Origin of the sequence: Edwardsiella piscicida, assembly GCF_001896205.1 — a bacterium.
Taxonomy (GTDB): Bacteria; Pseudomonadota; Gammaproteobacteria; order Enterobacterales; family Enterobacteriaceae; genus Edwardsiella; species Edwardsiella piscicida.
In genome coordinates, this window is record NZ_MPNU01000001.1 from 1,977,302 (window position 1) to 2,001,887 (window position 24,586).

At 55.7% G+C, this 24,586-nt stretch carries 20 protein-coding genes, 1 pseudogene and 1 other annotated feature; of the genes and pseudogenes, 12 read left to right on the forward strand and 9 right to left on the reverse strand.

The window, feature by feature from the left end; translation table 11 throughout:
- Positions 1-159: 159 nt before the first annotated feature.
- Positions 160-2,118, reverse strand: a complete 1,959-nt coding sequence (locus BRD58_RS09125; RefSeq protein ID WP_034168071.1) for a peptidase U32 family protein — start codon at positions 2,116-2,118, stop codon at positions 160-162.
- 540 nt (positions 2,119-2,658) lie between these two features.
- On the opposite strand from BRD58_RS09125, the gene BRD58_RS09130 reads away from it, so the two are divergent.
- Both BRD58_RS09130 and uspE read left to right on the forward strand, forming a co-directional pair.
- Positions 2,659-3,417, forward strand: coding sequence for an FNR family transcription factor (locus BRD58_RS09130; RefSeq protein ID WP_012848584.1), 759 nt, complete (start codon positions 2,659-2,661; stop codon positions 3,415-3,417).
- A gap of 188 nt (positions 3,418-3,605) precedes the next feature.
- Entirely contained in the window at positions 3,606-4,565 is a 960-nt protein-coding gene (gene uspE / locus BRD58_RS09135; RefSeq protein ID WP_015461497.1) for a universal stress protein UspE, read from the forward strand.
- Between the two features lie 74 nt (positions 4,566-4,639).
- On the opposite strand, the gene pntB is transcribed toward uspE, so the two are convergent.
- Positions 4,640-6,031, reverse strand: a complete 1,392-nt coding sequence (gene pntB / locus BRD58_RS09140; RefSeq protein WP_012848587.1) for a Re/Si-specific NAD(P)(+) transhydrogenase subunit beta — start codon at positions 6,029-6,031, stop codon at positions 4,640-4,642.
- Positions 6,032-6,043: 12 nt separating this feature from the next.
- Positions 6,044-7,570 (reverse strand): Re/Si-specific NAD(P)(+) transhydrogenase subunit alpha, encoded by a 1,527-nt coding sequence (pntA, locus tag BRD58_RS09145; RefSeq protein WP_073382446.1) that lies wholly within the window; start codon positions 7,568-7,570, stop codon positions 6,044-6,046.
- A gap of 554 nt (positions 7,571-8,124) precedes the next feature.
- On the opposite strand from pntA, the gene ydgH reads away from it, so the two are divergent.
- Positions 8,125-9,075: a DUF1471 family protein YdgH gene (gene ydgH, locus BRD58_RS09150; RefSeq protein WP_012848589.1), complete on the forward strand. Its 951-nt coding sequence runs from the start codon at positions 8,125-8,127 to the stop codon at positions 9,073-9,075.
- Between the two features lie 241 nt (positions 9,076-9,316).
- Entirely contained in the window at positions 9,317-10,708 is a 1,392-nt protein-coding gene (locus BRD58_RS09155; protein WP_012848590.1) for an amino acid permease, read from the forward strand.
- Positions 10,709-10,962: 254 nt separating this feature from the next.
- Here BRD58_RS09155 and BRD58_RS09160 read toward each other — a convergent pair whose 3' ends face one another.
- Complete coding sequence (locus BRD58_RS09160) at positions 10,963-11,364, reverse strand: preprotein translocase subunit SecD family protein (RefSeq protein WP_034168070.1); 402 nt, start codon at positions 11,362-11,364, stop codon at positions 10,963-10,965.
- Positions 11,365-12,019: 655 nt separating this feature from the next.
- On the opposite strand from BRD58_RS09160, the gene folM reads away from it, so the two are divergent.
- Genes folM through BRD58_RS09180 form a run of 4 tightly spaced genes read left to right on the forward strand, consistent with a single transcriptional unit; the run spans position 12,020 to position 16,359 of the window.
- The gene (folM, locus tag BRD58_RS09165; RefSeq protein ID WP_012848593.1) at positions 12,020-12,742 is read left to right on the forward strand and encodes a dihydromonapterin reductase; all 723 of its coding nucleotides are present in this window, start codon (positions 12,020-12,022) and stop codon (positions 12,740-12,742) included.
- Between the two features lie 22 nt (positions 12,743-12,764).
- A complete protein-coding gene (gene rstA, locus BRD58_RS09170) occupies positions 12,765-13,487 on the forward strand; it encodes a two-component system response regulator RstA (RefSeq protein WP_012848594.1) in 723 nt (240 codons plus the stop codon).
- Between the two features lie 5 nt (positions 13,488-13,492).
- Positions 13,493-14,803, forward strand: a complete 1,311-nt coding sequence (gene rstB, locus BRD58_RS09175; RefSeq protein WP_073382449.1) for a two-component system sensor histidine kinase RstB — start codon at positions 13,493-13,495, stop codon at positions 14,801-14,803.
- Positions 14,804-14,850: 47 nt separating this feature from the next.
- Complete coding sequence (locus BRD58_RS09180; protein ID WP_034168069.1) at positions 14,851-16,359, forward strand: carboxypeptidase M32; 1,509 nt, start codon at positions 14,851-14,853, stop codon at positions 16,357-16,359.
- Between the two features lie 265 nt (positions 16,360-16,624).
- On the opposite strand, the gene eseH is transcribed toward BRD58_RS09180, so the two are convergent.
- A complete protein-coding gene (gene eseH, locus BRD58_RS09185; protein ID WP_034168068.1) occupies positions 16,625-17,350 on the reverse strand; it encodes a type III secretion system effector phosphothreonine lyase EseH in 726 nt (241 codons plus the stop codon).
- A gap of 348 nt (positions 17,351-17,698) precedes the next feature.
- Here eseH and agp point away from each other — a divergent pair, with 348 nt between their 5' ends.
- Complete coding sequence (gene agp / locus BRD58_RS09195; protein ID WP_073382454.1) at positions 17,699-18,937, forward strand: bifunctional glucose-1-phosphatase/inositol phosphatase; 1,239 nt, start codon at positions 17,699-17,701, stop codon at positions 18,935-18,937.
- 214 nt (positions 18,938-19,151) lie between these two features.
- Here agp and BRD58_RS09200 read toward each other — a convergent pair whose 3' ends face one another.
- A complete protein-coding gene (locus BRD58_RS09200) occupies positions 19,152-19,856 on the reverse strand; it encodes an MmcQ/YjbR family DNA-binding protein (protein ID WP_073382458.1) in 705 nt (234 codons plus the stop codon).
- A gap of 217 nt (positions 19,857-20,073) precedes the next feature.
- On the opposite strand from BRD58_RS09200, the pseudogene BRD58_RS09205 reads away from it, so the two are divergent.
- Positions 20,074-20,573, forward strand: a pseudogene (locus tag BRD58_RS09205) (transposase); the annotation flags it as partial.
- Positions 20,361-20,477: a sequence feature (AL1L pseudoknot), on the forward strand. It overlaps the preceding pseudogene by 117 nt.
- 255 nt (positions 20,574-20,828) lie before the next feature.
- Here BRD58_RS09205 and BRD58_RS09215 read toward each other — a convergent pair.
- Positions 20,829-21,377: a GNAT family N-acetyltransferase gene (locus BRD58_RS09215; RefSeq protein ID WP_197500818.1), complete on the reverse strand. Its 549-nt coding sequence runs from the start codon at positions 21,375-21,377 to the stop codon at positions 20,829-20,831.
- Positions 21,340-22,494, reverse strand: coding sequence for a MerR family transcriptional regulator (locus BRD58_RS09220; protein ID WP_073382466.1), 1,155 nt, complete (start codon positions 22,492-22,494; stop codon positions 21,340-21,342). Before BRD58_RS09220 ends, BRD58_RS09215 begins: the two co-directional genes overlap by 38 nt.
- 378 nt (positions 22,495-22,872) lie before the next feature.
- Here BRD58_RS09220 and BRD58_RS09225 point away from each other — a divergent pair, with 378 nt between their 5' ends.
- Positions 22,873-23,316 carry an acetyltransferase gene (locus BRD58_RS09225; protein WP_015683361.1) on the forward strand — a complete coding sequence of 148 codons (444 nt, stop codon included), beginning with the start codon at positions 22,873-22,875 and terminating at the stop codon, positions 23,314-23,316.
- 20 nt (positions 23,317-23,336) lie between these two features.
- Here BRD58_RS09225 and BRD58_RS09230 read toward each other — a convergent pair whose 3' ends face one another.
- Complete coding sequence (locus tag BRD58_RS09230; RefSeq protein WP_012848604.1) at positions 23,337-23,921, reverse strand: helix-turn-helix domain-containing protein; 585 nt, start codon at positions 23,919-23,921, stop codon at positions 23,337-23,339.
- A gap of 565 nt (positions 23,922-24,486) precedes the next feature.
- On the opposite strand from BRD58_RS09230, the gene ydgU reads away from it, so the two are divergent.
- Complete coding sequence (gene ydgU / locus BRD58_RS18400; protein WP_455709036.1) at positions 24,487-24,567, forward strand: small membrane protein YdgU; 81 nt, start codon at positions 24,487-24,489, stop codon at positions 24,565-24,567.
- Positions 24,568-24,586: the final 19 nt, after the last annotated feature.

The window sequence follows — 24,586 nt, forward strand, 5'->3', positions numbered from 1 at the left end:
TTTATCTTATAAAAACAACAAATTATTTTATTCCCGGGCGAGGGTCGCGGTGGGTAGGCAGTCAGAAATGTAAGTCAGATCGCATTTTTGGCGGGAGATATCTCCCGCCGATGGGTAAAGAAAATGAAAATAATTGGTTATTTTACGGATATTTTAGAATTATCTTTGCTTTCCAGGCAGCGTTTTTAGCAACTCATCCGGTGTAATGGCTCCCAATACGCTGCCCGGCAGCGCCATTTTAAGCACGTGGGGTTTAATCTTGCCAATCACCTGCATTTCACAGTGTTTGCAGTCAAATTTCAGCGTCAGTAGCTCATCCTGATACACCAACTGCATTGGCGACGCCCTTCCCTTAACGCCCTGGATCCCTTTAGCCTGCTTTGGACAGAGGTTAAACGCAAAGCGCAGGCAATGCTTGGTGATCATCACCGGAACCTCGCCCTTCTCCGCGTGCGCCTCATAGGCGGCGTCGATCAGGGTGACGCCATGCTGGTGATAAAACTCACGGGCCAGGCGGTTATACACATTGTCTAAGTAGGTCAGATGGCTCTGCGGGTACTGCGGCGTTAGCGCGGCCCGGCGCCGCAGACGATTGTCCTGGCGAGCTCGGACCTGATCCAGCTGCTCGATGGCTTCGCGGCGCAGCTGGTTCAACTGGCTGTTGGGAACAAAATAGGGCTCGGCCAGCGCAATCTCGACCTCATCGGCCTGATACAGGGTTTGCCCCAGCTTGCTTAGCCCCTCGCGCAGCCCCTGCAGCGCCCGCTCGGCCTGGCGCGCCGGTTCAAAGTGGCCCTCCAGAGACTGGCTAACGCTGACGCCGTCTTCGCTGGTGACCGTCAGCTGCAGACGCTGGGCCGAGCCGCTTAAATGCAGCTTCAGGCCGACGCGGCGCTCGCTGGAGTTTTTCAGCAGCGCCTGCTGCCAGTCGTGGTCCAGATTACGGTTCAAGGGATGAGGCAACCGCAGCGTCGCCAGCGCCGGCGGCATTTCGTTAGGCCAGATGCGATAGCGCCCTTCGCCCCGCGCCTCTACGGTATTGGCGCGCAGCCCAACGATGTCTCGCTTCACCTGCACGTTCAGCCCATCGCCGTTGTGCAGCGTCTCGCTGACGCTGACATCCAGGTGCTCGGCGGCAACGGCGGTGACCTCACCGATAGGAACCCCGATAAATTTAGGCGACTCAAACGCGCCGATATCCATTTGTCGCTCGCGCACAAAGTAGTCGGTGCTGCCGCGGTGAAAGGTCTTGTCCGGCGACGGCGTAAAAAAGTGGCGGGTACGCCCAAGGGAGGCACGGCACAGCGCTGGCCGCTGCTCCAGAATGGCATCCAGCCGCTGGCGATAGTAGGCCGTGATATTTTTCACATAGCTCATATCTTTGTAGCGCCCCTCAATCTTAAAGGAGCGCACGCCGGCATCAATCAGCGCCGTTAGGTTGTCGCTTTGGTCGTTATCCTTGAGCGACAGCAGATGCTTTTCATAGGCGACGACGCGCCCCTGCTCATCCTTCAGGGTATAGGGTAAACGACAGGCCTGGGAGCAGTCGCCGCGGTTAGCGCTACGCCCGGTCTGGGCATGAGAGATATAGCACTGCCCGGAATAGGCGACGCACAGCGCGCCGTGAATGAAGAATTCGATATTGGCATCGATACTGTCGCGGATGGCGGCAATCTGCGGCAGACTCAGCTCGCGGGCCAGCACGATCTGGGAAAAACCGACCTCGGACAGGAAGCGCGCCTTCTCCACGCTACGAATATCGCACTGGGTGCTGGCATGCAGATCGATGGGGGGAATGTCCATTTGCAGGATCCCCATGTCCTGCACGATCAGTGCATCCACGCCGGCGTCGTAGAGACGGTGGATCAGACGGCGCGCCGGCTCCAGCTCATTATCGTGCAGTATGGTATTGAGCGTAACGAAGATTTTAGCACCGTAGCGGTGGGCAAAATCGCTCAGGGCGGCAATATCACTCAGGGAGTTACCGGCGTTATGGCGCGCGCCAAAGCTGGGTCCACCGATATAAACTGCATCGGCGCCGTGCAGAATGGCCTCACGACCGATGGCCGCCTCGCGGGCGGGACTGAGGAGTTCAAGCTTGTGTGTGGGTTGGCGCATGCGGTTACCGTGGTTAGTCGCTGAAACGGCGCTATTGTAGTCGCGCCGGGCACAGTTACAAGGCTCGCGGGGTGAATTTCTTATCCGCGTCGCCGCGCCGGCCGCCGCCGGGCTCGCCGGCGCGCTATTTTCTCGGCGCCCCATCGTGCTATTATAAACGGATTACTTACTTAAATGGCGCTGCGTTGTTTTATTTATTTGTGTGATTTTATTCTTGCCCGCGCTGTAATTTTTAATTTCCGCTCCGATTGTTCTCTCCCCGCCAAGCCCCGTGCTGCCTCGCTTTGTGCTTATTTTTACGCCGTCATTCCCGCCGCGGCTAACACGACATCAACAGGAAAAATCATAGCGCTAACATAATTAATGGTGCCAACCATATTATCGTGACAATGTCACCAATAAATAATGTGCTATACATCACAGCTTATACACGAAACGTGCCTTAATTCGCATCCCCACATCTGGATCAACAATAGGGTTTATTATCCCCCATAAAAGATGTTAAAATTGACCGATATCAATATTATTTAGGCAACACCTATGATTCCGGAAAAACGTGTCATTCGTCGTATCCAGTCTGGTGGTTGTGCGATCCACTGTCAGGATTGCAGCATCAGCCAGCTGTGTATCCCGTTTACGCTTAATGAGCATGAGCTGGATCAGCTCGACAACATCATTGAGCGTAAAAAGCCGATTCAGAAAGGTCAGGCGCTGTTTAAGGCGGGGGATGAACTGAAGTCGCTGTACGCGATCCGCTCCGGAACCATTAAGAGTTATACCATCACCGAACAGGGCGACGAGCAGATCACGGCGTTTCACCTGGCGGGCGATCTGGTGGGGTTTGACGCCATCGGCGCGCAGATGCACCCCAGCTTTGCCCAGGCGCTGGAAACCTCCATGGTGTGCGAGATCCCCTTTGAAACGCTGGACGATCTGTCCGGTAAAATGCCCAGCCTGCGTCAGCAGATGATGCGCCTGATGAGCGGCGAAATTAAGGGCGATCAGGACATGATCCTGCTGCTCTCCAAGAAGAATGCCGAAGAGCGTCTGGCCGCCTTTATCTATAACCTGTCGCGGCGCTTTGCCCAGCGCGGCTTCTCACCGCGTGAATTCCGCCTGACCATGACTCGCGGCGATATCGGGAATTATCTTGGCCTGACGGTCGAGACCATCAGCCGCCTGCTGGGCCGCTTTCAGAAAAGCGATATTCTCAGCGTAAAGGGTAAATATATTACGATTCAAGATATTGATGCGTTGGCCCATCTGGCCGGTAATCCGCGTACGCCCTGCGGCGAATGAACGCCCGCTGCGAATAAAGAAGACGGCCTGCGGGCCGTTTTTTAGTGTCACCCTCCCTGCCCACGCCTCCCTCGATTATATTTTCTGATTTGTTGCTCGTCGGCATTTTCCTTATCTATTCTATTGTATGGTGAATGGTGAAGTTCGCGTAAAAACACGTTAATGATGAGGCAGTAAGGAGAGTCCATATGGCCCAATATCAGAAAATACTGGTGGCTATCGATCCGAACCAAAACGATCAGCCTGCGCTGCGGCGCGCGGTATACCTGGTGCAGCGTAACGGCGGCCAGATCCTGGCATTTTTGCCTATCTACGATCTCTCCTATGAGATGACGACCCTGCTGTCGCCCAGCGAGCGGGTGACCATGCGCCAAGGCGTCGTCAGCCAGCGCACCGCCTGGATCCGCGAGCAGTGCCACTACTACCTTGAGGCGGGGATCTCCATTGAGATTAAGGTGATCTGGCATAATCGCCCGTTCGAGGCCATCATCCAGGAGGTGATCCGCGGCGGTCACGATCTGCTGCTGAAGATGGCCCATCAGCACGATCGGCTGGAGTCGGTCATTTTTACCCCCACCGACTGGCATCTGCTGCGTAAATGCCCCTGCCCGGTATGGATGGTGAAGGATCAGCCCTGGCCGGAGAATGGCGTAGCGCTGGTTGCGGTGAACCTCTCCAGCGAGGAACCCTATCACGATCCGCTGAATATCAAGCTGGTGCGGGAGACGCTGGCGCTGGCGGAGAAGGTGAACCAGACCACGGTTCATCTGGTGGCGGCCTATCCGGTGACGCCCATCAATGCCGCTATCGAAATTCCAGACTTTGATCCGCGTATCTACAACGAGGCCATTCGCGGCCAGCATCTGGTGGCCATGAAGGCGCTGCGGCAGAAGTTTTCGATCCCAGAGACGCAAACCCACGTAGAGAAAGGACTGCCGGAGGATGTGATCCCCGCGGTTGCCGCCCGGCTCAATGCCGGCGTGGTGGTGCTCGGCACCCTGGGGCGCACCGGTATTTCCGCGGCGTTTATCGGCAATACGGCGGAACATGTGATCGATCATCTGAAATGCGACCTACTGGCGATTAAGCCGGACGGCTACGCCTCGCCGCTGGAGGTAGACAGCGAAGATGAGCACGACGATGAGTAAGTAGACTGCGCCTCGCCCTAAAATGAAAAAAGCGCCCCACTGCGGGGCGCTTGCGTTTTTATCCCGACGCCGCGTTACAGGGCGCGCAGGATGGCCTCGACGCTGTCTTTGGCATCGCCGAACAGCATCTGCGTATTTTCTTTAAAGAACAGCGGGTTTTGCACCCCGGCATAGCCGGTATTCATGGAACGCTTAAACACGATGACATTCTGGGCCTTCCATACTTCCAGCACCGGCATCCCGGCGATCGGGCTGCGCGGATCTTCCATGGCCGCCGGGTTGACCGTGTCGTTGGCGCCGATCACCAGTACCGTATCGGTATCAACGAAATCATCGTTGATCTCATCCATCTCCAGCACCACATCGTACGGCACCTTGGCCTCTGCCAGCAGAACGTTCATGTGGCCGGGCAGACGCCCCGCCACCGGGTGGATACCAAAGCGTACCTTGATCCCGCGATCGCGCAGCTTCTGAGTGATTTCCGCGACCGGATACTGCGCCTGCGCTACGGCCATGCCATACCCCGGCGTGATGATCACGGTTGAGGAGTTCTTCAGCATGTCGGCCACCTCTTCCGCGCTGGCCTCGCGGTATTCGCCCATTTCGCCCTCATCACCGGTGGATGAGCCGTCGGTGCCGAAGCCACCGGCGATCACGCTGATAAAGGAGCGGTTCATCGCTTTACACATAATGTAAGACAGAATGGCACCGGACGAACCGACCAAGGCACCGGTTACGATCAGCAGATCGTTGCTCAGCATAAAGCCCGCCGCCGCCGCCGCCCAGCCGGAGTAGGAGTTCAGCATGGAAACCACCACCGGCATATCCGCGCCACCGATAGAGGCCACCAGGTGCCAGCCAAAGGCCAGCGCAATGAGCGTCATCAGCAGCAGGGCAAACACCTGCGCCACGCTGGAGCCGGTATTGACGAACCACAGCATCAGCAGGAACGAGACGACCAGCGCCGCCAAATTCAGCTTGTGACGATGCGGCAGCATCAGCGGCTTGGATGAGATAATCCCGCGCAGTTTGCCAAAGGCGACGATAGAGCCGGTAAAGGTGACGGCCCCGATGAAGATCCCCAGGAACACCTCGACCAGGTGGATATTTTCCAGCACCGCCTCCATGCTGCCCGGCTGATGCTCGATGTAGCTGTTGTAGCCCACCAGAACCGCTGCCAGACCGACGAAGCTATGCAGAATAGCGACCAGCTCCGGCATTTCGGTCATCTCGACCTTACGCGCCAGATGCATGCCGATCGCGCCGCCGATCACCATCGCCACGATGATCCAGCCGATGCTGCCGGCGTCGGGACCACAGATGGTAGCGATCAGCGCAATGGCCATACCGACCATGCCAAAGGTATTACCCTGCTTGGACGTCTCGTGCTTGGACAGCCCGGCCAGACTAAAAATAAACAGGATGGCGGCAACAATGTATGCTGCGGTGACTAATCCTCCAGACATTTGTTACCTCCCTCAGTTTTTACGAAACATTTTCAGCATGCGCTGGGTGACGGTGAAACCACCGAAAATATTGATACTGGCGATCAGCACCGCAATAAAAGCAAAGAACGTGATCCAACCGCCGTGCCCAATCTGCAGCAGCGCACCGACGACAATAATGCCGGAGATGGCATTAGTGACCGACATCAGCGGCGTATGCAGCGCATGGCTGACGTTCCAGACCACGTAGTAGCCCACCACGCAGGAGAGCGCAAACACGGTGAAGTGCGATAGGAACTCCTTCGGCGCCACGCTGGCCATCCAGCCGAACAGCACGATGGCCAGGGCCATCAGAAGGTACTTCTTCAGCGGCGACGTCGGCTTGGACACGGGGGCGGTCACCGGCTCTGCCTTGGCGGCCTGCGGCTGAGCGGAAACCTTGATCGGCGGCGCCGGCCAGGTGATCTCTCCCGTCCGCACCACGGTCACCCCGCGGATGATCACATCCTCAAAGTCCACGTTAAGGGTGCCATCTTTCTCTTTGCACAGCAGCTTGAGCAGATTGACCTGGTTGGTAGCATACAGCTGGGATGACTGGGTCGGCAGACGGCTCGGCAGATCGGTATAGCCGATGATCTTGACGCCGTTTTCCGTGGTCACGACCCGATCGGCCTGCGTCAGCTCGCAGTTGCCGCCGGTCTGCGCCGCCAGATCGACGATCACGCTGCCCGGCTTCATGGTGGCGACCATCTCTTTGGTGATCAGGCGCGGCGCCGGTTTCCCCGGGATCAGCGCCGTGGTGACGATGATATCCACCTCCTGCGCCTGGGCGGCGAACAGCGCCATCTCGGCCTTGATAAAGGCCTCCGACATCACTTTGGCATAGCCGTCGCCGCTGCCGGCCTCTTCTTCAAAGTCCAGCTCCAGAAACTCGGCGCCCATACTCTGCACCTGCTCTTTGACTTCTGGACGGGTATCGAAGGCGCGAACGATGGCGCCGAGGCTACCGGCAGCGCCGATGGCGGCCAGACCGGCAACGCCGGCGCCGATCACCATCACCTTCGCCGGCGGCACCTTACCCGCCGCCGTGATCTGACCGGTAAAGAAGCGGCCAAATTCATGAGCCGCCTCCACGATGGCCCGGTAACCGGCGATGTTTGCCATGGAGCTGAGGGCGTCCATCGACTGGGCACGCGAAATACGCGGCACCGAATCCATCGCCATCACCGTGACCTGACGCTCGGCCAGCTTCTCCAACAGCGCCTGGTTCTGCGCCGGCCAGATAAAGCTTATCAGGGTAGCGCCTGCCTTAATGCGGGCAATTTCATCATCATCCGGCGCGTTGACCTTTAATATCACGTCAGACTGCCAAACCTCGTCAAGTTCAACCACCTCGGCGCCGGCCTGCTGATAGGCTGCATCCTCAAAGCTGGCCAGTTTTCCTGCGCCGCTTTCGATTGCCACCGTGAAACCCAGCTTTAGCAGCTGCTCTACCGTTTTCGGCGTCGCCGCTACGCGGGCTTCATTGGCCAACCGCTCTTTTGGTACACCAATACGCATAATCGTCCCTTTTCACCTGTCAATAAGATGAGCGTCATCCATACCCTGCGATGACCTTGTATGCTGTTAGCGAAAGTTGCTGATAGCTTGCTATAAACTACTGAAAACAGGTGCGCCGATCCACTACTGATCGTCACGTCCGCTGCCAAAAGCGGCAAAACTTTCGCATTTGTCATGGCGATAACCGCGAATGCCTGATTTACGGCGGTTTATGCGCGAGCCCACGGGAAGGATGTGGCGGTGATTTAAAAAAGGAAAAGTGAAATCAATTAATTATCAGCCGAGTTATCACCGCGGACAGAAATGCTGGCCGGCGGCCAGGCGGATTGCCCATCGCCCATCTGGGGGGATGCCAGCCGCGGCAATAACAGTGGGCTGGCGCATTTATCGCATAAAATCCTGAGGCAAGGGGCGGCATTACGTGTAATAATCTGGCGCATTATTATGTGCTGTCATTGTCAATCGCGGCAAGGTTTGGCAAAAGCCGGACGCCCCGGTGTAGGCTTCTGCCGCTAACCAAAACAACCTTATAAGGCGTAAAGGATTTTTTTGATATGAAGCTGAAAACCACCCTCGTTGCGTCGGCCCTGCTCTCTGCCACGGCATTTTCTGTCCAGGCGGCCCAAGAACTCACGCCGCAAAAAGCCGCGGAGCTGAAGCCTTTCGAACAAATCGCCATCAGCGGGCGCTTCAATATGCTCAGCGAGGCGGCGGATGCCGTTTCTCGCCGGGCCGATCAGCTGGGCGCCGCCTATTTTTATATTCTGGATACCAACGCCAGCAACGACGGCGGCAACTGGCGCGTCGTGGCTAACGTCTATAAGAAAGATGCGGAAACCGTCGACAAGAGCCAGCGCTACCGTACCTTCCAGGGGGTTAAAGAGCTGCCGAAGCAAGAGGCCGTTGCGCTGCAGCCTTTCGATACCGTGACCGTCAGCGGCTTCTTTAACAGCCAGCCAGAGGTAAACGACGCCGTCGCCCGCGCCGCGAAGAAGAAAGACGCCGCGGCGTTTTATATCGTGCGTCAGATCGACACCAATAACGGCGGCAACCAGACGATCACCGCCTACGTCTTTAAAGCCGATGCGCCGAAGCGCCAGGTGCAGAGCCCTGATGCGATCCCCGCCAACTCTGACGCAGGCCGCGCGGCGCTGGCCGCCGGCGGTGCCGCGGCCGCTAGCGTCGAGATCCCGGGCGTTGCCTCCTCCTCTACCCTGAGCAACAACGTCGGCCAATTCTGGCAAACGCAGTCCTCTACCGGTCACCGTTACACTGTAACATTACCCAACGGAACCAAAATCGAAGAGCTGAACAATGCCACCGCCGCCCAGATGGTTCCCTTTGACTCCATCACCTTTACCGGTCGCTTTAACAGCATGACCGATATGTCAACGGAAGCCGCCAAGCGTGCGGCGGCGAAGGGCGCCAAGTACTACCACATTACCCGCCAGTGGCAAAATCAGAGCGGCGGCAACCTGACCGTCAGCGCCGATCTGTTTAAATAAGCGCCGCCCGTATGATGAACGGCCCCGAGGGGCCGTTTTTTTATCCTTTTCGCTGCCCAATCTCGCTATTTTTTGAATAATTTTTTACTCAAATTGCATAGTATTCCATTGCGCGTCAGGCGCTCTCTTCGTACAATCGGCGCCACTTTTACCGGCTAGCCCCCGCTGAGCCCGTCATCGTCAGTTTTTACATCGTAGAAATGTAAAATATTGGTTAATTCATCTATTTTTGGATTTTGCCTTGGAAAAAAAACTCGGACTTACCGCCCTGACGGCGTTGGTATTGAGCTCCATGCTCGGCGCCGGCGTATTCAGCCTGCCGCAAAATATGGCGGATGTGGCAAGCCCTGCGGCTCTATTGATCGGCTGGGTGATTACCGGCGTCGGCATTCTGTTTCTGGCGCTGGCCATGCTGCTGTTGACCCGCTTACGCCCCGATCTGGACGGCGGTATCTTTACCTACGCCAAAGAGGGGTTCGGCGAGCTGGTGGGCTTTTGCTCGGCCTGGGGATACTGGCTGTGCGCCGTGATCGCCAACGTCTCTTATCTGGTCATCGTGTTTGCCGCCCTGAGTTTTTTCACCGATTCGCCGCAGCAGACGCTGTTTGGCGATGGGAACACCTGGCAGGCGGTGATCGGCGAGTCCATTCTGCTGTGGGTCGTGCACTTTATGGTGCTGCGCGGGGTTAAAACCGCGGCGGGGATCAACCTGGCCGCGACGCTGGCCAAGCTGCTGCCGCTGGGGCTGTTTGTGGTCCTGGCCGCCATCGCCTTCCGCCTGGATACGTTTAAGATCGACTTTACCGGGCTGAAGATGGGCGTCCCGGTCTGGGAGCAGGTCAAGGACACCATGCTGTTTACCCTGTGGGTCTTTATTGGCGTGGAAGGCGCCGTCGTGGTCTCCGCCCGCGCCCGCCATAAGCGGGATGTGGGTCGGGCGACGATGCTGGCCGTCGTCTCCGCGCTGGTGGTCTATCTGTTGATAACCCTGCTCTCCCTCGGCGTGGTGCCGCGCGCCGAGCTGGCGGAAATGCGCAACCCCTCCATGGCAGGACTGATGGTGAAGATGATCGGCCCGATTGGCGAAATCGTGATCGCCGGCGGACTGATTATCTCCGTCTGCGGCGCCTACCTGAGCTGGACCATCATGGCGGCAGAGGTGCCGTTCTTGGCCTCGCAGCACGGGGCCTTCCCGAAAATCTTCGGGAAACAGAATGCCAAAGAGGCGCCGGCCTCTTCGCTGTGGCTGACCAACGGCGCGGTGCAGGTGACGCTGATCATCATCTGGGCGACCGGCGCAAACTACAACAACCTGTTGACCATCGCCTCCGAGATGATCCTGGTTCCCTACTTCTTGGTCGGCGCCTTCCTGTATAAGGTCGCGCGGGAAAAAGGCGATCGCTGGATCACGCTGGCGGCCATCGGGGCCTGCGCCTATGGCCTGTGGCTACTTTACGCCTCTGGGCTGACGCACCTGCTGATGTCGGTGCTGCTGTATGCGCCGGGTCTACTGGTCTTTATGCACGCGCGTCGTTCTCAGTGCGATCGCCAGCGGATGAGCGTGCTGGAGCGCAGCGGGATCTGCCTGCTCCTGATGGCAACCCTGCCCGCCGGCTGGTTTATGCTGCACTGACGGCGAGGTTCGTGAGACGTTGTAAAGGGCCGCAGCGGATAGCGCTGCGGCCCTTGTTATATGGCGGTCTCTGGACGGGCTCGCTAGCCTGGCGGCGGCCGATAAACCGCCCCCTGCCAAGCTGGAGAAAGAGATAAAAAAATCCGCACGCCCTGGGGGCCTGCGGATCCGGGTTTTCGCTTCGGCGTGCGCCACGACGCCTTGCCTGAACGGCCATGAGCCTGAGGACGCTCTTTGCGCCTCGCCTCTCGTCGCTATTTCAGCGCGATCAGCAGCCGCTCGCCGCGCGGCTCAATGCGGACTGGAATGACGGACTGGGCGCGGATCGCGCTCAGCTGGGACTCTTCCAGCGCATAGGGCAGCTGGATCTCGATCTCCGGCAGTCCCTGATGGTTTACCAGCTCAATCAGGCGCAGGATATTGGTTTCATCGCTGACCTGGGTTGAGAGCACCTGCAGCGCCAGCTGGCGGATCCGCGCGCTCTGGGTGCTGCGTTTGCTCTGCTCCGTGTCGCGGGTCACCATGCCGAACAGCGGCATCACCCCACAAATGGCATCGACGAAACGCCAGCGTTTATTACACGATGCGGACAGAAAATGCGTGTAGTCGAAACAAACCCGCTCTTGTTTTCCGACAGACCGATAAAGATCAGACATATTCCAGGCTCCCAATCGCATCACGCCAACGCTTAGAACATCCATGAGCAGCGTGGCTTTATTTCTGCGGTGTCGGGCTATTATTCCAACTCATTGCGGAGAGTTCAATATAAAGTTGGCGTCTCATCTGGCTCAGGCAGCAAACATACAAAAGCCACATCACATTTTAGCGTTGGATTAACCTGGTGCGTTTTTTATTATCACCGAGTTAACATAGTTGAAAAAGCAAAATAAGCGCAATTAACTGATTTTACTTAAATATTCCAATAGGCAAAATGTATTACAGCGATAGGGAAAACTTTTTTAAAGAAATAACGACATATTCTCCACGCCTTGTTTATTTTTATTTACAAAATGAGAAATATTATAGTTATCCCTTTTGCACAACCTTTTCTATCCTGTATGTAGCGCTAAACATTTTGTGACTCAGCGCACATGAGTAGCACCACGATCATATCATCTGGCACGTCGAGGCTTTCTCTATTGTGCCATATTCATTTACACTCGATTAACGCTATAGGCATTGATATATAGCAAATGGCATAATTGCCCGGCGAATTTTAACCTTTGCGGTACATGTCCCGCGCGCCGATGGTACGCTGAGCCGTAACGGTATCGTGCCGTCGCACACCTTTTTCAGTTAAGGAAATTGCAGATGGATACGCTGTCCATGCCGCCGGTGGTGATCACCGGCGGCGCCCGCCGCGTCGGACTGGCGCTGGCCCTCTCCCTGCTTGCCAGAGAGATCCCCGTACTGGTGGCCTACCGCAGTGAATACCCTGCCCTGGCCTCGCTGCGTCAGGCCGGGGCGCACTGCCTACAGAGTGACTTCTCGACGACGGAGGGGATCTATGACTTCGCCGCGCGGGTGCAGCGCATCACGCCCCGCCTGCGGGCGCTGATACACAACGCCAGCGCCTGGCAGGCCGAACGCCCCGACGTAGCGCCGGAGCAGACGCTCAATGCCATGCTGCAGATCCATGTCCACACGCCCTACCTGCTGAATCTGCTGCTAGAGCCGCTGCTGCGTGGGCAGGGAGACGCCGGCGCCGATATCATCCATTTGACCGATTATGTCGTGGAGCGCGGCAGCGATAGCCATATCGCCTATGCCGCCGGCAAGGCCGCGCTGGACAATATGACGCGCTCCTTTGCCCGCAAGCTGGCGCCAGAGGTCAAGGTCAACGCCATCGCCCCGGCGCTGATCCTGTTCAATCCGCAGGATGATGAGGCCTATCGGCAAAAAGCGCTGGATAAGTCGCTGATGAAAATTGCCGCAGGCGAACAAGAGATTGTCAATGCCATTGACTTCCTGTTGAATAGTCGTTTCATTACCGGTCGTACCATAGGGGTCGACGGTGGCCGTCCCCTGCGCTAACCGTTAACCAGGTGTAGAGACGATGAGCAGAATTGTATTTGTTGAGGATGATCCCGACGTAGGCCAGCTGATTGCCGCCTATCTGGGGAAACATGACATTGATGTCACGCTGGAGCCGCGCGGCGATACCGCCTTTGACACCATCATTCGGCTAAAGCCGGATCTGGTGATGCTGGATATCATGCTACCGGGGAAGGATGGCATGAGCCTATGCCGGGATTTGCGGCCGGCCTACGCGGGGCCCATCGTGCTGCTGACCTCGCTCGACAGCGATATGAACCATATCCTGTCGCTGGAGATGGGCGCCAGTGACTATATTCTGAAAACGACGCCGCCGGCGGTGCTGCTGGCGCGCCTGCGTCTGCACCTGCGCCAGCATGCGACGCCGCTGCCGGAAAGTACGCGCGCCGCGCCGGCGTCGTCGGCCCGACTCAATCCGCTGCAGCTCGGTCAGCTCTGTATCGATCCGGTCAACCGCGAGGTGCGCCTCGGCAGCGCGGAGGTACATCTCTCCACCTCCGATTTTGACCTGCTGTGGGAGCTGGCAACCCACGCCGGCACCATTATGGATCGCGATGCCCTGCTGCAGAATCTGCGCGGCGTCAGCTATGACGGTCTGGATCGCAGCATCGATGTGGCCATCTCCCGTCTGCGCCGCAAGCTGAACGATACCGGGCCGGAGCCCGTGCGCATCAAGACCGTACGCAATAAGGGATACCTGTTTGCGCCTAACGCCTGGGAATAGTACCGATGCGCAAACTGTTCATTCAGTTCTACCTGCTGCTGTTCGTCTGCTTTCTGGTGATGGCCATGCTGGTCGGGCTGGTCTATAAGGTCACCGCCGAGCGCGCCGGCCGTCAGTCGATGGATGATCTGATGAAAAGCTCGCTGTATCTGATCCGCAGCCAGCTGCGTGAGATCCCGCCGCGCGATTGGAACAAGACCATCGACAAACTCGACTGGAATCTGTCGTTTCAGTTTCATATCGAGCCTCTCGGCAAGCGCCATCTCTCACCCGGACAGGATCGTAAACTGCGTGAGGGCGAGATCGTCGCCTTGGACAGCGAGTACATTTTTTTACAGCGCATTCCGCGCAGCCACTATGTCCTGGCGGTCGGGCCAATCCCCTACCTGTTTTTTCTGCATGAGATGCGCCTGTTTGATTTTGCCCTGATGCTGCTTATCGGACTCTCGCTGGCGCTGCCGGTATTTCTGTGGATGCGCCCCCACTGGCAGGATCTGCTCAGGCTGGAGAACGCCGCCCAGCGCCTGGGCGAAGGGCACCTGCAGGAGCGCACGCACTTCGACAGCACCTCCAGCCTGCATCGCTTAGGGGTCGCGTTTAACCGCATGGCCGACAACATCAATACCCTGATCGCCAGTAAAAAGCAGCTGATTGACGGCATTGCCCACGAGCTGCGGACGCCGCTGGTGCGCCTGCGCTACCGGCTGGCCATGAGCGATAGCCTCAGCGCCGAGGAGCAGGCGGCGATTAACCGGGATATCGGCCAGCTGGAGGGGCTGATCGATGAGCTGCTGACCTATGCACGCCTCGATCGCCCGCAGGTCAGCACCCATCTGGAGGCGATCGACCTGCCAGCCTGGCTGGAGGATAAGGCCAATGAGCTGCGCCAGATGCATCCCCAGCAGCAGATCTTGCTGGATATCCCCCATCGGGGCGATTTCGGCGCTATCGATATCCGCCTGTTCGAGCGTCTGCTGGATAACCTGATCAACAACGCCCTGCGCTATAGTCAGGGCAAGCTCCGTATCGGGCTGTGGTTTGACGGTGATAATGGCTGCCTCCAGGTGGAGGACGACGGGCCCGGTATTCCCGCCGCCGAGCGCGAGCGGGTCTTCGAACCCTTTGTTCGACTGGATCCCAGCCGCGATCGCGCCACCGGCGGCTGTGGCCTGGGTCTGGCCATCGTCTACAGTATCGTACAGGCTTATCAGGGACAAATAGCGATTAGCAGCTCGTCGCTGGGCGGCGCCTGTTTCCTGTTTACCTGGCCGCGTCATAGCGCTACGCTCCCATCGGCGTCCGCCGCCTCAGCCTGACCCCCATCACCCTACTAACGGCCCCCGTGGGCCGTGGAGTCGCGATTATGACCAGTGCCTATCAACGTTTGGAAACGATCTTTCAGCGCCTGGCGCGCTTTGACCATCTATCAGCCATCGCCGGCTGGGATATGCAGACCTATATGCCGAGCGGCGGCAGCGGCGCTCGCTCAGCGGCGCTCACCGAGCTTAGCCTGCTGATGCACCGAATCCTGTGCGACGAAGAGACCGGCGTCTGGCTGCAGCGCGCCGCGCAGGAGAGCCTCAGCGATGAGCAGCGCGCTAATGTGGCCGAAATGCAGCGACGCTACGCGCGGGCCAGCCTGCTCCCCGCCGCCCTGGTCGAGGAGAAATCCCTGGCCGGAATGCGCTGCGAGCATGCCTGGCGGACGCAGCGCGCCAATAATGACTGGCATGGATTTATGGAGAATCTGCGCCCGGTCGTTCGGCTAAGCCGCGAGGAGGCCAAAATCCGCGCCGATCATGCCGGATGCAGCCGCTATGATGCCCTGCTGGATCTGTATGAGCCGGGGATGAACAGCGCGCGCCTGGACACCCTGTTTGGCGAGATTAAAGGCTGGCTGCCTACGCTGCTGCAGCGGGTAGTGGAGCGACAGCAGCGCACGCCGCCGCGGCTGCCGCGCGGGCCCTTCGATGAAGAGGCGCAGCGTCAGCTGGGGCTGCGTATCATGGCGCAGCTGGGCTTCGACTTTGCCCACGGCCGCCTGGACGTCAGCGCCCATCCCTTCTGCGGCGGCGTGCCTCAAGACGTTCGCATCACCACCCGCTATAACCGCGATGACTTTCTTAGCGCGCTGCTGGGCATCGTGCATGAAACCGGTCACGCCCGCTATGAGCAAAATCTACCGTCTGCCTGGGCGGGGCAACCGCTGGGCGAAGCGCGTTCTACTGCGATCCATGAGTCTCAGAGCCTGTTTTTTGAGATGCAGCTGGCGCGCAGCCACGGCTTTTTGAACTTCCTGCGCCCGTGGGTTATCGAGGCCTTTGGCGACGATCCGGCCTTCAGCGCGGAAAACTTTGTCCGCCTCAATCAGCGCGTCAAGCCCGGCTATATTCGGGTCGATGCCGATGAGGTCAGCTATCCGGCGCACATCATTTTGCGCTATGAGATCGAACGGGCGCTGATTGAAGGCGAGATTGAGGTCGAGGATATTCCGGCGCTGTGGGACAGCCAGATGCGCGGCACGCTGGGGCTGAGTACCGCCGGCAACTACCGCGACGGCTGTATGCAGGATATTCACTGGACTGACGGCGCCTTTGGCTACTTCCCCACCTATACCCTCGGCGCGATGTACGCCGCGCAGCTGTACGCCGCCGCCCGCCGCGATATCCCCGATCTCCCGGCGCAGATCGCCGCCGGCGATATCGCCCCGATCGGCCACTGGCTGCGTCAACATATCTGGTGCCATGGCTCGCGCTGGGATACCGATACCCTGATCCGCAACGTCTGCGGTGAGCCGCTGAACCCAGATTACCTGCGGCGCCATCTGGAGCAGCGCTATCTGGGGAGTGAGACGGACGATAGCCTGCGCTAAGGCGTTTGGCCACCGTTCGGCGTCGTTCGCGATGAGGGCCAACAGGCGGTGGCACCGGGGAGCAGCCCCAGAACTCCGTCTGTTCCGATGGCCTAGAGGATAATGATGCGGCCGCCGGCGCGGCGTACTCGTCGCGCTCGGTCAGCGTGACCGGCGGCAAACGCGCGGTGCCATCCTCTGCGGGAAATGACAACCGACCTGCCCGTCCTTCCGCAAAAGCCCAAGGCGAGCAGGTCAGCGATGTCTTCTCGTCGCGCCGCCGCGTCTACTCTGTCATCAAACGGTAAAAAGGCTCTTCTCGTAACGCTTGGCTTTGCATCTCGCCTCCGCCGCGCTCGCTGCGCAGCTCGTTACGATAACTGATATACCGCCAACTGTCGGGATGGACGTCCGACTCGGGGACGCGTCCGGGGATAATCCCCTGCTCCGATAGCCTCGACTCCAGACTGGCTATAAATTGCCGCGTCTTGTGAAGCGCCGTCGCACTGTACTGCGAATCGCCCCGATCCGGCTTGACATACAGCGTAAACTGCGCCCCTTCGCCAACGCGGGATTGCTGATCGACCCGCGCCATATCGGTCACCTTCCACTTATCGATCGGGCTGTCCTCTGAAAACAGCAGTCCAGATAGCGCTTGAAAGGCCTGCGCTACCTGTTGCTCTTGCACACTGATGTGGAACTTGTCACCGATAAATTCGCCCCTGTACTGCGGCGCTTCGCGACGGGCGTGAATGAAGAAATCATCACTCGCGTTCGACAGGCGAAATCCCTGACTCAGGGCAAAGAAGCCACTCTGGCGTATCCCTGAGTAGTCCGGCGCATTCGGCTCTACGGTGAAGTGGGAAAGCGGCATCTGGCGCATTTGACGGTGCAGCGTGTCGAAATTGCTTTTTAGGCTCTCATTCATTGGGGGCATCTGCGGCCTCCCGGCGGGGGCCCCGACCTGAAATGGCGGGAGGCTAAGCGTCAAAGCGGCTCGGTTAATTGGCACAGGGAACGTCCTTTACACGATGAGAGTCCATGATTATCACGTTTAAACGCTCACCCTTCTTTGGAAAAACGCGGCGTTATTTAAAAATCCAACCGCCCTATCCAGCGATAATAAGACCGCCCCATTGGTAAGCGGGACGACGTATTTAGCATCGGCGATTGATTGGCTCTGATGGCTTATTGCGCCCCGCCTCTTCGCCTTCTGTGCCCCCCGCTCTCGCGCCATGGTCAGCGCCTGCCGATAAAGTATAAACGCAGCGTAGGTGTAACTTTGCGGTATAGCGCCAGGCAAATTATTGCCAACCTGTCACACTTTTGCGGCGTATTAAAAAAGCGTAAGGAGTTAGGGATGAAAAAACAGATAGTCGCAGTTATTGTCGGGGCACTGCTGGCGGCCGGCGCCGCGCAGGCGCAAAGTGAACCGCAGGGATACCAGCTGCAGCAGGTGTTGATCATGAGTCGGCACAATCTACGTGCCCCACTGGCCAATAACGGGAGCGTGCTGGAGCAATCAACCCCCAAAGCCTGGCCGCAGTGGGATGTCCCGGGTGGACAGCTCACTACCAAAGGCGGCGTGCTAGAGGTGTACATGGGGCACTATGTGCGTGAATGGCTGGCGCAGCAGGGGCTTATCAGCAGCGGCGAATGTCCTGCCCCCGAGGCGGTGTATGCCTACGCCAACAGCCTGCAGCGCACCGTCGCCACTGCGCAGTTCTTCATTACCGGCGCGTTTCCAGGGTGCGATATCACGGTGCACCACCAGGATAAGATGGGCACCATGGATCCCACGTTTAACCCGGTGATTACGGATGCCTCGCCGACGTTTCGCGAACAGGCGCTGAAGGCGATGGAAAGTGAACGGCAGAAAATGCACCTGGGCGATAGCTACAGGCTGCTGGCGCAGATCGTGGACTATCAAGATTCCCCGGCATGCAAAGAGAAGCACCTGTGTTCGCTGGCGGACGGGCAGGATCGCTTTAGCGCCAACGTGGGACAGGAGCCGAGCGTCTCTGGGCCGCTGAAGATCGGTAATTCGCTGGTCGATGCCTTTACCCTGCAGTATTACCAAGGTTTTCCGGTGGATCGGGTCGCATGGGGCGAGATCAACACCGACGCGCAGTGGCAGCGCCTATCGCAGCTGAAAAACGGTTACCAAGACAGCCTGTTCACCTCTCCGGCGGTGGCGCGTAACGTCGCCAAGCCGCTGGTAAAATACCTGGATAAGGCACTGGTGACCGACGCGGCGAAAACGCCGAAGATAACCCTACTGGTGGGGCATGATTCGAACATCGCCTCGCTGCTGACGGCGCTGGATTTCAAACCCTACCGACTGCATGACCAGTATGAGCGTACGCCCATCGGCGGCAAAATCGTGTTCCAGCGCTGGCGGGATACGGCAAAAAACCAGGAGATGATGAAGATTGAGTACCTGTATCAAAGCACTCGCCAGCTACGCGATGCCGTGCCCCTGACGCTGGCATCACCGCCGCAGCGGGTGACGCTTGAGCTCAGCGGTTGTCCGATAGATGCCAACGGCTTCTGCCCGGTCGAGCAATTTAATGCGGTGCTCAATCAGGCGGCGCAGTAATCTTACGCCGATACGCCCTGGGGAAGACGCGCTGTGCCCTCCCCGGGCCTGCTGCCGGAGAGGTAAACTGCCGCCCGGCGCCCTGTCTCGCGCCGGGGGTATCATCTTTTTTTTGCATAATAGCGCCATGTAACAGGGGAAAAATGGTGAGAGCGCGAGTCGGTCAGGGTATTTTTAACGATCGGATCGCCTATCGTGATGATGTCACCCACCGTCAGCCCACCGTCTTTGGCCGCTGTGCCATCGCCGGCGTGGCCGCCAGTGTGAAACTATTGTCTATGCGCCTACAAATCTCAGCGAGAGGAACCACGCCGTCTAGGCGAAGGGTGACCCAATATTTTTTGTTCATGTGATAGCCGGGAAAGTATCTTCTGCCATCAACAAGCGTCGAAATATCGTCCGGGGCCATTTTTAAATCGATAACTTCAACCATATCGTCGTCGAGACCGCCCAGCTTTGCGCTCTTGATGCGCAATATGGCGCCGTACCACTTTCCATTATCCGACCGCCGAAAGATGGCATTATCAGGAGAGCGCGGCCATAAAAACTCCAGCTCACTGTGATATTTTTCTTTGATAAACCGAATGACCTCCTTTGCCTGTTCCGTTTTAAACGGATGGAGAGAAAAACACTTTTCCGCTATATTTATCAATTCATTTTCATACTCCTCACGAATTTTACCCACGAAGGCGCCGGTCGCCGACCTGATACGATGTAATATGTACTCCTCCTCCGTGAGCCTATCCACAACCGCCGCAGATATTTCGCCATGCCGAGTGATTGTTACCGTCATAACGAACTGACCGTCGGCTACATCACGAGAGTAAATATAGCATTGTTCATTTTGGCGAAACCCATAGGCGCTCAGGCGTTGAACGTCGACCTCACGCCGTGCGAATATATCATTAATATCATGCATATACCCTTGCCTTACAACCGCGAAACCATAGATAACAAGTTAAAATATCTACCGCGTATAATCAATCAGGATGGATCGCATCGCCCGATGCGATATCCCCCGCGGGATCTTATCCTCAGTGTGATGGTCGCCCTGCGCTATCGCCACCGTGCGGCGGGCGCAACTGAACCGTACCGGGTTTCTGGGAGACTACACTCTCAGTGAAAGGAGACCCGATATGACATCGACATCATCCAAGCGTTATTCTCCCGAGCTCCGTGAGCGAGCTGTCAGAATGCTGATAGAACAGCGGGAGAGTTACCCTTCTGAACATGCTGCCATCAAATCCATTGCTCCTAAAATCGGCTGTAGCATCGACACCCTACGCTATTGGCTTCGCCAGCATGAACGCGATGTTGGCGGCGGTGATGCTGGACTCAAGACTGCCGAACGCCAACGGCTGAAGGCGTTGGAGCGGGAGGTTAGAGAGCGTCGACGCAGCAACGATATCCTGCGGCAGACCTCTGCTTATTTTGCGAAGGCGGAGTTCGACCGTCTGTGGAAAAAATAATGCCGCTGCTAGATACCCTCTGCGGTAGTCATGGGGTCGGACCGGTATGTCATGAGCTGAATATCGCCCCATCGATGTACTACCGGCACCAAAATTACCGTCAGCTCCCTGAAACACGCAGTCAGCGTGACCAGCGAGATGAACATCTGAAGCTGGAGATACAGCGTGAATCGTCGGTTACTGGAACGAGTCGGTCACATCCCCCCGGCTGAAGCCGAAAAAGCGTATTACGCTTCCATCGGAAACGGGGTTATGCCAGCCTGAGTTCCCGGACTAAAAACTCTCCCACAAAACCGGTACGGTTCAATTTTCGGTTTCCAGACCCACAGTTTATCGAACACTTTCTCATGCAACTGTAGCGAAATAACATCCCCCCCAAAAAAATTGGGAGAGATTTTTCCTATTATAAGAAATAATGAGCTTTACTCGAAAGCTTTATGGAATGTAACTATCCCAGAAGGCAATTGATTAATATTGATTAGTGATTGTGCCAAAAAATATTTAGCAGGAACACCCTCAACAATGAACCGATGATTATGATGGAAACCAAAACGTGAGTAATACTCTGGGTCACCCAAAACAACAAGGCCATCAATATTTCTTTCTTTTAACAACAAAATCGATTGTTCTATCATTTTACTGCCAATTCCCTGCCTCTGCCGCGAAGGTGAAACAGAGATAGGCGCCAGAGCATGCCAGCGGGTTGTTATCCCATCTATTTTTACGGATGAATAGGCAAGATGACCAATAATCCCACTATCATCCTCCGCGACCAATGATAATGTCATTGCTTCCGCATCACGTAATCTATTGATAATCATATGCTCATTTGGGGATGAACCCGGTTCATGATGAGGATGTCCTGTAAACGCCAATAAAGTTAACCTTTCTATATGGTTTATATCTTGCTTCTTTTCTTCTCTGATAATCATTTTATTGTCTCTTTTGTATAATAAAAATTTGATATCCATACTCCCCCAGACAGGTATCATGGATATCTATTTCTCTTTTCAGGTCCTGCCAAGCCATCGAGTGGCTCAATTTACTTTTTAAAAGTTCAATTCTTTTTTTCAGCGGCGAAAGATAAAGATCCCAGGCTTCTTTACTTATTTCGAAATCTGAGATTAGATCGTAACCTGCTTTTTTAATCAGCATCTTATTTTGTGCAACATTTAACATGGCTGGATAATTTTTCAACCAGAAATTTCTAGCGCTTTCACTAGGTGTATTACTTAACCAAACTATTTCACTGATGACCAGACATCCACCAACTCTCAGATACTTCTTCCATGACAATAAAGCATTATTAAATCCCATGATGTAGGCACTGCCTTCTGACCAAATAAGATCAAATACGCCATAGGCGAAAGGAAGTGCTCTCATACTGGCACAGCACAGATTTACGCGGTGACGCAGACCATATAACTCATTCAAATATAGTGGTTCATTATCTAGAGCTGTAACGTGAGCCTGAGTATTTGAAGCCAACAATCGAGTCGCCACCCCACGTCCACAACCAATCTCAAGAATGTTATCTAGATTATCGGGAACCATGCTTAACGCTCTTAACGTATCTGGATCAGAGCCTGGTCCAAGGCGAATGAGACCGAGAAATATTTCATTAAAGTCAGACATATATGAATCATGCTCATGAATATTTCTTGAAAGGTTGCGAATTCTTAGAGCCTCTTTTTCATTAATCCCCTGAGTATTGAGCCAGCGCAAATGCACATCTGGCGATATTTTTTCCAACTCCAGATGCCAAGTCCGTTCTTCTGAAACACCTAACATAGACTCCAGTAACATTTTAGCCCGTAACTTTATGGCTATATCATCTTCGAGTTGTTTCAACCTTGCTGTTAAGAGTTGCTTATCACTCTTCACATTTATACATACCAGACACTCCTTGAGAGTCAGGCCTGCAGCATGCAGATGGATGACTAATTGCAGTCTTTGAACATCTTTTTCGCTGTAACTCCTATAACCATTAGGAAGCCTGATGCTTTTAATAATACCGAGCTTTTCATAGTAAAGCAGCGCCGTGCGAGATAGACCTACAATGGCGGCAACCTCTGATATTCGGAACATACCGCACCTCCAGAAGTGAAGTATCAACTATGAAGCAATAGACGGGTCAATACAAAAATATCTATTTGGCTCAAACAAATATCACTCTTATTTGTTATCGAATTGTAACGGAAAAGCGAGTAAGAACCGACCGCTCATACAGGATAAACCACAGGTTTATGGTTTTAAACGCTTAGCCCAGAGTTGACAGAAATTTCGGCGGTTCCGGCGTAGAACCCCAAGAGGATAGAAATACTATGATAGCTAACGTTCATCCTGAACGCGTGATACGAGATCGCGACGAGAACACTATTGTGAATTTAATTCCACTATAGTAAATTTGCGCAGGTGAATTTTGGACGTAACTACACCCAATAATGGCCACGAGAAGGTAGCAAAATGTTAAAAATCAGAATGTCACGACTATCTGAGGCACCCGAAATTATACAAATTTGGCGCAATGCTGTAGATGCTACGCACGATTTTCTCACCGCCCACGACCGGCAACAGATCGAACATGAGGTTATCAGCTTTTTTTCACAAACCCCCGTCTGGGTTGCAACTAACCAGGAAGATCGTCCACTGGGCTTTATGTTTTTGCATGATGGCCATCTAGAGGCGCTTTTTGTCGATGCTTCTGCGCGCGGGCTTGGCGTCGGCAAACGGTTGATATCACATGCACTGGCGCTTCACCCTGATTTAAGCGTCGATGTAAATGAACAAAACCAGCAGGCCGTAGGGTTTTATCAACATATGGGCTTTAACGTCTCAGGGCGTTCCGACCTGGATAGCCAGGGAAGGCCGTATCCCCTATTACACCTGCGCAAAGCCGACGGATGTTAACGGCGGCTGCAGGGAGAATATCATTTATTTTTTTGGCAAAAAGCCACAACGTATGAACAGCTCTGCTCCCTATCAGGGTTATTCATTTGATATTCGCTTGTAAAGGTAAGGGCAATACAGTCTCCAGCCTGGAGATGATGGTTCTGATGATTGACCCGAAAATCAAGGCAGCCACTCAGCATCCAGAGTGTTTGCCCTGAAAGATGCTCATTCGCGCAGGCAGGGATCGTTAGTTGACCCAGCGCGGGAATGTCGACTCTTATCAGCTCTGGACATGCGCCCACGGGGGAGAGAGACCAGCGAGTAATGCCCGACTGTTCATCTGTCCAATGCTGCTGCTGATGGGCAAAGCGCACCCGTGAATTCTGGTGTTGCTCAAGCTCTGCGAAAAATGTTGAGAGCGTAATATTCATGGCGCTAGCTAAGCGACTCAGTATTGTCGCGCTGGGACTGGAGGTGCCCCGTTCGACCTTGCTAATCATGGCCTGGCTGACGCCCGATCGCTGCGCAAGCTCTGCAACCGTCCAGCCGCGTGTTTTTCTGTGTTTAAGCAATAAGCGCGCAATGTCGCTATCGACTATCTGATTTTTAGATGTTTTATCCATTTTCACACTCATGCTCACTCTCGCTTTCGTCGGCCTGATTATGCCATTACCTCAATTAGGCTGAAATCCTTGATTTTGTAAGTTTAAAACATCGGCATCATCTATGATTGGCGCATCGTCTCGTCTCAGAGGTCATGGCAGGATCATTAGATGTCGCGCTGGGTAACTGCACGTTTGCTTCTGACGCTAAGCAGAGGAATAACGCCGGAAGCCTGAGCCGCTATGACCTAATGAATCAATCCGCGAGCAGTAAGCGAAGACCGCTCCCGCCGCCGCCTTATTAGCCTCAGGGAGACATCGACGAATGGCGTAAATCGAGCGGTCGTTACCCCGCCCCTCGCCTAATGGACCCAGCGATCTCTCCTTTCCTTCATAACCGGTGTGACTGTCTGACGGCGGGAAGCGTTCAGAAGAGGGAAAAGAGAGATAAATGTATGTTGTAACTAATTGGAGATCTCGCGACGCCGTACAAAGGGTTACATGCCGAAACCATTCCCCCACAGTCGGAGCGCAGCCAATCTTCTACCATTATCCTATCGGCCCGCTCTGCCCCTGGGGTACTCCTATGTTCCGTCACTATCGCTTCGAGCTGTTGATGCTATTGCTCATTCTGTGCGCCATCATCGCAGCCTGTTTTTATGTTTAGCTGCATCAGATGACGTGCA

Coding starts and splice junctions, on each gene's coding strand:
- BRD58_RS09125 (WP_034168071.1), bottom strand. CDS start 2,118: ATGCGCCAACCCACACACAAGCTTGAACTCCTCAGTCCCGCCCGCGAG.
- BRD58_RS09130 (WP_012848584.1), top strand. CDS start 2,659: ATGATTCCGGAAAAACGTGTCATTCGTCGTATCCAGTCTGGTGGTTGT.
- uspE (WP_015461497.1), top strand. CDS start 3,606: ATGGCCCAATATCAGAAAATACTGGTGGCTATCGATCCGAACCAAAAC.
- pntB (WP_012848587.1), bottom strand. CDS start 6,031: ATGTCTGGAGGATTAGTCACCGCAGCATACATTGTTGCCGCCATCCTG.
- pntA (WP_073382446.1), bottom strand. CDS start 7,570: ATGCGTATTGGTGTACCAAAAGAGCGGTTGGCCAATGAAGCCCGCGTA.
- ydgH (WP_012848589.1), top strand. CDS start 8,125: ATGAAGCTGAAAACCACCCTCGTTGCGTCGGCCCTGCTCTCTGCCACG.
- BRD58_RS09160 (WP_034168070.1), bottom strand. CDS start 11,364: ATGTCTGATCTTTATCGGTCTGTCGGAAAACAAGAGCGGGTTTGTTTC.
- folM (WP_012848593.1), top strand. CDS start 12,020: ATGGATACGCTGTCCATGCCGCCGGTGGTGATCACCGGCGGCGCCCGC.
- rstA (WP_012848594.1), top strand. CDS start 12,765: ATGAGCAGAATTGTATTTGTTGAGGATGATCCCGACGTAGGCCAGCTG.
- rstB (WP_073382449.1), top strand. CDS start 13,493: ATGCGCAAACTGTTCATTCAGTTCTACCTGCTGCTGTTCGTCTGCTTT.
- BRD58_RS09180 (WP_034168069.1), top strand. CDS start 14,851: ATGACCAGTGCCTATCAACGTTTGGAAACGATCTTTCAGCGCCTGGCG.
- agp (WP_073382454.1), top strand. CDS start 17,699: ATGAAAAAACAGATAGTCGCAGTTATTGTCGGGGCACTGCTGGCGGCC.
- BRD58_RS09200 (WP_073382458.1), bottom strand. CDS start 19,856: ATGCATGATATTAATGATATATTCGCACGGCGTGAGGTCGACGTTCAA.
- BRD58_RS09215 (WP_197500818.1), bottom strand. CDS start 21,377: ATGGATATCAAATTTTTATTATACAAAAGAGACAATAAAATGATTATC.
- BRD58_RS09220 (WP_073382466.1), bottom strand. CDS start 22,494: ATGTTCCGAATATCAGAGGTTGCCGCCATTGTAGGTCTATCTCGCACG.
- BRD58_RS09225 (WP_015683361.1), top strand. CDS start 22,873: ATGTTAAAAATCAGAATGTCACGACTATCTGAGGCACCCGAAATTATA.
- BRD58_RS09230 (WP_012848604.1), bottom strand. CDS start 23,921: ATGGATAAAACATCTAAAAATCAGATAGTCGATAGCGACATTGCGCGC.
- ydgU (WP_455709036.1), top strand. CDS start 24,487: ATGTTCCGTCACTATCGCTTCGAGCTGTTGATGCTATTGCTCATTCTG.